A 6570-nucleotide genomic window follows, 5' to 3' on the forward strand; every position below is an offset into this window, starting at 1 on the left:
CGCCGTCAGTCCTCGATGGTCCAGGTGAGCGTGCGGGCGTCCGGTTCCGGGCGTGGACTCCACCGCACGGCGGTCACCCTGGTCGATTCCGGCAGGATGTACACGGTGTGCCCGCCCAGTGTCTCGCCCGGCTGCACGCCGATCTTGTGCGGCGGCCGGGACGTCAGCGCCACCGGGGCCTTGGCGATCGCCGACCCGTCCGCGGTGATCAGCTCCAGGTAGTTGTCCGGCAACGACATGTACGGGATCGACCCGGTGTTGGTGATCTCGGTGTGCACCACCACGGCCCGCTCACCGGGCTCCAGACGGTATCCGGCGGCCCCGAACAAGTAGTCGGCCGGATCCTGCACCTCGATCAACTGCACCGTCAGTTGCTCGCCCTCCAGCCCCTCGGTGCGCAGCGCGTCCCCGACCTTGCCGGTACGTGGCCCGGACGGCGGGCTCGCCGCGTGGCTGGTGAGTGAGTCCTGGTCGCCGCGCGCCCACGCCGCGGTCTGCGGCGGCCCCCACGTGCTGATCACCGGGTCCGGCTGGGCCGGTACGGGCGACTGCGCCGGGTGGCCGGGCGCCCCGGCGGGCACCGGCTGGGAGACACCGGGGTGCTGGTAGGCGCCGGGCGGGCCGGGATGGCCGCCGCCGTGGGCGGGAACCCGATGCGGGCCCGAGGGCACCCGGTGCGGGCCCGAGCCCTGCGGCTGGGCGGGAAAGCCGCCGCTCGTCGGGCCGTACGGCTGGGCGGGCTGGGCCGGGTGGGCGCCGGAGGGCGGGCCGTGCCAGGCTCCGGCCACCGCGGCGCGGATGCCGCGCGGGTCGCACTCCACTCCGACCAGCAGCGGGAGCCCGCTGCCGGACAGCGTGATCAGCCGGGTGGCGGCCTCGCGCGGATCCATCCCGACTTTGGCCGCCAGTTCGTGCACGGCGGCTTTGCCCATGTCCGCCAGCGCCGCCAGCAGACGAGCATCCATCGGATCGGTCACGGCCACGGTGAAGACGCTACAGCAGCGCTCGCGAGCGCGTGGGATGCCACGGCGCGGAGATAAGCTCGTCGGCAGGCGTCACGGTGATCTCCGAGGAGAACGATGAGCGACAACACCCCTGCTCCGTCAGCGCCGGAGGGCGAGCAAGCCCGCGCGCTGGCCGACGAGCTGCTGCAGGTGCAGTTCGACATCGACCCGGTCTGGCCGGCCATGCTCGGCATCGACACCAGCCGGGCGGGCCTGGGTGCCATCACGGAAGAGGAGGAACAGCGCGGCGCCGACGCGGTACGGGACGTGCTGCGCCGGGCACGCGAGCTGGAGCCGACGGAGCCGGAGGACCGGCTGACCCGGGACGTCGTGATCTCGCTGGCCCAGGCGCACCTGGACCGGGTCGCCGCCCGCGAGGTGGAGTACACCGTCACCGACATCTTCGTGGCCCCCGCCGTCGGGATGCTGACCACGCTGCCGATGCTGCAGATATCCGGCCCCGAGCACGCCGAGTCCTACCTCGGGCGGCTGCGCGACGTGCCGCGTTACCTGGCGGGAGCGCTGGAGCGGCATCGCGCGGGTGTGGCGGCGGGCCGGGTGCCGGTCGCGCACCTGGTCGATGCGGCCGTGCGGCACCTGGACCGGCACCTGTCCGATCCGGGCAACGACCCGCTCGCCCGCCCCGCCCCGCCGGACGGCGTGGACGTGGGGGACTTCCACGCCGAGCGGGAGCGGCTGTTGCGCGACGTGGTGCGCCCGGCGATCCGGCAGTACCGCGACGGGCTCGTCGAGCACATCGCCCCGCACGCCCGCCCGGAGGACAAGCCGGGCCTGGCCTGGCTGCCGGACGGCGAGCGGATCTACCGGTTGCTGGCGGGCGTGCACACCACCGTGGACCGTGATCCGGCCGAGCTGCATCAGGTCGGGCTGGACCTGATCGACCGGCTGGCCGGCGAGTACGCCGAGGTGGGCTCGCGGGTGTTCGGCACCACCGACCTCGGCGAGATCTTCCACCGGCTGCGCACCGATCCGGCGCTGCGCTGGTCGTCGGCCGAGGAGCTGATCGAGCACGCCAACGCCGCCATCCGCCGCGCCGAGCAGGCCGCGCCGCAGTGGTTCGGGCGGATCCCCACCCAGCCGTGGGTGGTCGAGGAGGTGCCTGCCGCTGCCGCACCCGGCGCCCCGGCCGCCTACTACATGGCGCCGTCGGCCGACGGCAGCCGTCCCGGTACCTACTTCGCCAACACCTACCAGGTCACCGAGCGCTTCAAGCACACCGCCGAGGTGACCGCGTTCCACGAGGCCATCCCCGGGCACCACTTCCAGATCAGCCTGGCGCTGAGCCTGGACGACATCCCGCTGCTGCGGCGGGTCAACGGGTTCACCGCCTACGTGGAGGGCTGGGGCCTGTACACCGAACGGCTGGCCCAGGAGATGGGCCTGTACTCCGGTGACGTGGCGCTGCTCGGCATGCTCAGCATGGACTCGCTGCGGGCCGGGCGGCTGGTGGTGGACACCGGCCTGCACGCCAAGGGCTGGAGCCGCGAGCAGGCGATCGACTACCTGCGCACCAACAGCCCGATGCCGTTGGTGGAGATCGAGGCGGAGGTGGACCGCTACATCGCCTACCCCGGCCAGGCGCTGTCGTACATGGTCGGGCGGCTGGAGATCCTGCGGATGCGCCAGGCGGCCGAGCGGCGGCTGGGGGACCGGTTCGACATCCGGGCATTCCACGACGTCGTGCTGGGCAGCGGCGCGGTGCCGCTCGGCGTGTTGGACACCCTGGTCGGCGAGTGGGTCGAGCGGCAATGAGCACCGGTTGGGGCCCGCGCGAGGAGATCGCCTCGCTCGCCGACGAGCTGGTGGCCGCCCGCTTCGAGGCCTATCCGATCGAGGCGTCCCTGCTGGGGCTGCCCGGCCCGCATCACCGGCTGACCGACTACTCGGTGCAGGGCAGGCAGCGCACCAAGAACGCGGTGCTGGCCATCGCGCGGGCGGCGACGGCGGTCGACCCGACCGTGCTCACCGAGCAGGAGCGGATCACCCGCGAGCTGATCGTGCAGCAGGCGATGGCGCTGGTCGCGGAGATCGACGTGCGCAGCGAGGAGTTCTCGGTCAGCGACGGGTTGTCCTCGCCCGCGCTGTGGCCGCTCATCGCCCTGCCGATCATCACGCTGACCGACGGCGAACTCGCCGAGGGCTACCTGGAACGGCTGGCCGCCCTGCCCCGGTACCTGGAGATGGTGGCGGCGCGCCAGCGTTCCGGGATCGAGCACGGCCTCGCCCCGCCCGGTTTCCTGGTGCGCGCAGGCATCGCCTACGTCGAGCGCTATCTGGGCTCCCGGCAGGATCCGCTGGGTGCGGTGACCGCGCAGGAACCGGTCAGCGGGTTCGAGGAGCGTCGCGACAAGCTGGTCGCCGACGTGGTACGGCCGGCGTACGCCCGCTACCGGCAATTCCTGGTCGACGAGCTGCTGCCCGCGGCGCGGCCCGACGGCCAGGCCGGCCTGTGGTGGCAGCCCGAGGGCGAGACCCGCTACGCGGCGTTGATCCGGGTGCACACCACCACCGAGCGCAGCGCCGACGAGTTGCACCAATCCGGCCTGGCCATCCTGGACAAGCTCAACGCCGAGTACGCCGCGCTCGGCAAGAAGGTCTTCGGCACCAGCTCGATCGAGGACATCTTCCACCGGCTGCGCTCCGATCCGGCCCTGCGCTGGGCGGACGGGGGCGAGATGCTGCACGCGGCCCGGCAGGCGATCGCGCGTGCCGAGCAGGCCGTGCCGTCGTGGTTCGGCCAGGTCCCCACGGACAGGATCGAGGTGCGGCCGGTGCCCGCGGCGGAGGCGAGCGGCGGCTCCACGGCGTACTACACCGCTCCGCCGCTGGACGGCTCCCGGCCCGGCATCTACTACCTCAACGTCACCGACGCCCCGCAGCGCTACCGGTACCTGGCCGAGGCGATCGCCTTCCACGAGGCGATACCCGGCCACCATTTCCAGGTCACCACCGCCCGCGGGCTGAGCGAACTGCCGCTGCTGCGCCGCATCGCCGTGGTGAACGCCTACGACGAGGGCTGGGCCGTCTACGCCGAGCGGCTGGCCGACGAGATGGGCCTGTACACCGACGACGTGTCCCGGCTGGGGATGCTGGTGCAGGACTCGATGCGGGCCGCCCGGCTGGTGGTGGACACCGGCCTGCACGCCAAGGGCTGGAGCCGGGAACGCGCGGTCGGCTTCCTGCGCGAGCGGACCCCGATGGCCCCGCTGGAGATCGAGGCGGAGGTCGACCGCTACGCCGCGGTGCCCGCGCAGGCGCTGTCCTACATGGTCGGCCGGCTGGAGATCCAGCGCATGCGGGCCGGTGCGCAGGCCGTGCTCGGCGAACGGTTCGACATCAGGGCGTTCCACGACGTCGTGCTGGGCGCCGGGCCGCTGCCGATGTCGATCCTGGATCGGGTGGTGCAGGAGTGGGCCACCGGCTTGGCTTAGGTGTCACCGCGGCAGCAGGTCGACGGTTCCGGAGAAGCGCATGGCCCCGGCCAGCGGTTCGATCCGATCCACACGTGCCCCGGCGGGCAGCTCCGGCAGGTCGAACGTCCTGCCGACGCGGAGGATCTGGTCGAGCACGGCGGGCGGCGGGAATCGCGGCAGCGCGACGTCGATGCCGATGAGGTCCAGCAGTGGCACCTTGGCCGGAGTGGTCGGGGCGACGTGCACCCGGTGCACCCCGTCCATCCGCACCACCGTGTCGATCGGCAGGCCGGCGACGGTGTGCAGCGTGACGCCGTGCTCGGTGACCGACATCCTGGCCACGCCGGGCGGCAGCGGGATCAGCGCGGTGAGCTGGTCCTCGCCGAGCTGCGCGGTGAACCGGGCCGCACCGATGGACAGTGCGGGCTTGCGCCACGTCATCGTCAGCCGGACGTCCCGCACGACGACGTGCAGATGATCGATCTTGCCGTCCGCGTCGCCGATCGGCACCCCGTCGGCCCGCAGCTCGACGCGGTCGACGTGCCGTCTGAGCGCGCGCCGGGCGAGTGTGCGCGGCGGCGGGTCGAGCGCCACGTGGTCGGCGCGCAGCACGGTCATCACCGACTGCCGCACGGTCTCGAACAGGTCCACTGATCACCCGAGCTGACACGATCCGGCAAAACCAGGCGAGTATAGGTCCGCCCGGGTCATCCTGCCGCGCTCGCTGACGGCCCGGACAGTGGTTGTGGGATGCTGCACTCGTGGCTGAGCAGGCAGAGGCTGTGCCGGAGACCCCAGCGATCGACCTCGTCGACGAGACGTTCATCGCGGTCCCGCCCGCCACCGTGGCGGCGGTGTTCAAGGATCCGCGCTCGTGGCGGCATTACTGGCCGGACCTGCACCTGACCGTCTACGCCGACCGCGGCGACGAAGGCCTGCGCTGGACCGTGTCCGGGGCGCTGGTGGGCACCATGGAGGTGTGGTGCGAACGCGTGATGGACGGGACGGTGCTGCACTACTTCCTGCGTGCCGACCCGGTCGGTGCGCACACCCGGCGGCAGCTGGTCCGTGCCCGTGACCGCCGGGCGAAGGCCGCCAAACAGCTCGCCTTGAACTTGAAGCTGACCTTGGAGGACGGCAGGCGCCCCGGGGTGCCGCCGACGCTGTAGCTGAGAGGATCCGCGTGCGAGTCCACGTCGTGTCCGACGTCCACGGCAACGCCAAGGCACTGGCCCGTGCCGCCGACCGCGCCGACGCCCTCGTCGTGCTCGGCGATCTGCTGGATTTCGTCGACTACCAGAACCATTCGCGCGGGATCCTCGGCATGCTCTTCGGTCCGGAGAAGGTGGCGACGTTCGCGCGGTTGCGGGCATCGGGCGACCGGGAGCGCACGGTGCAGTTCTCCCGCTCGCTGTGGGACAGCCTGCGTGATCCGGCCGCGGCGATCGAGGAAGCCATCCGGGCCCAGTACGACGAGCTGTTCGGGGTGCTCAACTCCTGTTCCGTGCCGGTGTACGCCACGCCGGGCAACGTCGACCTGCCTGCGCTGTGGCCGGAATACGCCGGGGAGAACGTGCGGGTGCTGGACGGTTCGGCGGTCACCATCGGAGGGTTGCGCTTCGGTTTCGTCGGCGGCACGCTGCAGCCACCCGGCTACCGGCCCCGTCCTGGGGCGGCTTGGCGGCCCTACATGCGCACCGTGGAGGAGTTCGGGGAAGTCATCGAGTCGCTGGGCGACGTCGACGTGCTGTGCACGCACATCCCGCCGCGGGTACCGGAGCTGACCTACGACGTGGTGGCCCGGCGGGTGGAGCAGGGAGCAGCCGGCGTGCTGGAGACGATCACGACGCGGCGGCCACGCTGGTCCCTGTTCGGCCACGTGCACCAACCGCTGGCGGCTCGCATGCGGATCGGGCAGACCGAGTGCTGCAACGTCGGGCATTTCCGCGCCGTCGAGCGGCCGTTCGTGCTGAAGTGGTGACCTGGGCGGCAGCGGCGGGCTGACCGGTTGCTGCAGGCCACCGGCGGCTGTGGGCACGCGGACAGGCAGGCCTGCTTGATCGCCGAGATCTCGAACTCCAGCGTCACCTTGTCGCTGACCAGCACGCCGCCGGTCTCCAGGGCGGCGTTCC

At 72.2% G+C, this 6570-nt stretch carries 6 protein-coding genes and 1 pseudogene; 4 read left to right on the top strand and 3 right to left on the bottom strand.

What is annotated here, in order from left to right; translation table 11 throughout:
- Window positions 1–5 precede the first annotated feature (5 nt).
- The gene (locus CXP56_RS03705; RefSeq protein WP_286899824.1) at window positions 6–983 is read right to left on the bottom strand and encodes an Lrp/AsnC family transcriptional regulator; all 978 of its coding nucleotides are present in this window, start codon (window positions 981–983) and stop codon (window positions 6–8) included.
- 96 nt (window positions 984–1079) lie between these two features.
- Here CXP56_RS03705 and CXP56_RS03710 point away from each other — a divergent pair, with 96 nt between their 5' ends.
- Window positions 1080–2777 carry a DUF885 domain-containing protein gene (locus tag CXP56_RS03710; protein WP_051310238.1) on the top strand — a complete coding sequence of 566 codons (1698 nt, stop codon included), beginning with the start codon at window positions 1080–1082 and terminating at the stop codon, window positions 2775–2777.
- Window positions 2774–4456: a DUF885 domain-containing protein gene (locus CXP56_RS03715; RefSeq protein WP_286899826.1), complete on the top strand. Its 1683-nt coding sequence runs from the start codon at window positions 2774–2776 to the stop codon at window positions 4454–4456. The genes CXP56_RS03710 and CXP56_RS03715 overlap by 4 nt, the downstream gene beginning before the upstream one ends.
- A gap of 3 nt (window positions 4457–4459) precedes the next feature.
- Here the strand turns inward: CXP56_RS03715 and CXP56_RS03720 are convergent, their stop codons facing one another.
- Window positions 4460–5089 carry an LmeA family phospholipid-binding protein gene (locus CXP56_RS03720; protein WP_028848200.1) on the bottom strand — a complete coding sequence of 210 codons (630 nt, stop codon included), beginning with the start codon at window positions 5087–5089 and terminating at the stop codon, window positions 4460–4462.
- Between the two features lie 110 nt (window positions 5090–5199).
- Between CXP56_RS03720 and CXP56_RS03725 the strand changes: the two genes are divergently transcribed.
- Both CXP56_RS03725 and CXP56_RS03730 read left to right on the top strand, forming a co-directional pair.
- Entirely contained in the window at window positions 5200–5607 is a 408-nt protein-coding gene (locus tag CXP56_RS03725) for a polyketide cyclase / dehydrase and lipid transport (RefSeq protein WP_425426131.1), read from the top strand.
- Window positions 5608–5621: 14 nt separating this feature from the next.
- Window positions 5622–6419, top strand: coding sequence for a metallophosphoesterase family protein (locus CXP56_RS03730; protein WP_028848202.1), 798 nt, complete (start codon window positions 5622–5624; stop codon window positions 6417–6419).
- 68 nt (window positions 6420–6487) lie between these two features.
- Here the strand turns inward: CXP56_RS03730 and CXP56_RS03735 are convergent.
- A pseudogene (locus CXP56_RS03735) lies at window positions 6488–6570 on the bottom strand (YceI family protein); the annotation flags it as partial.

It is taken from the genome of Thermocrispum sp., from assembly GCF_002919275.1.
GTDB lineage: Bacteria > Actinomycetota > Actinomycetes > Mycobacteriales > Pseudonocardiaceae > Thermocrispum > Thermocrispum agreste.

Bases quoted from the DNA above. Each gene is read 5' to 3' on its own strand.
- CXP56_RS03710 (WP_051310238.1), top strand. From the start codon at position 1,080: ATGAGCGACAACACCCCTGCTCCGTCAGCGCCGGAGGGCGAGCAAGCC.
- CXP56_RS03715 (WP_286899826.1), top strand. From the start codon at position 2,774: ATGAGCACCGGTTGGGGCCCGCGCGAGGAGATCGCCTCGCTCGCCGAC.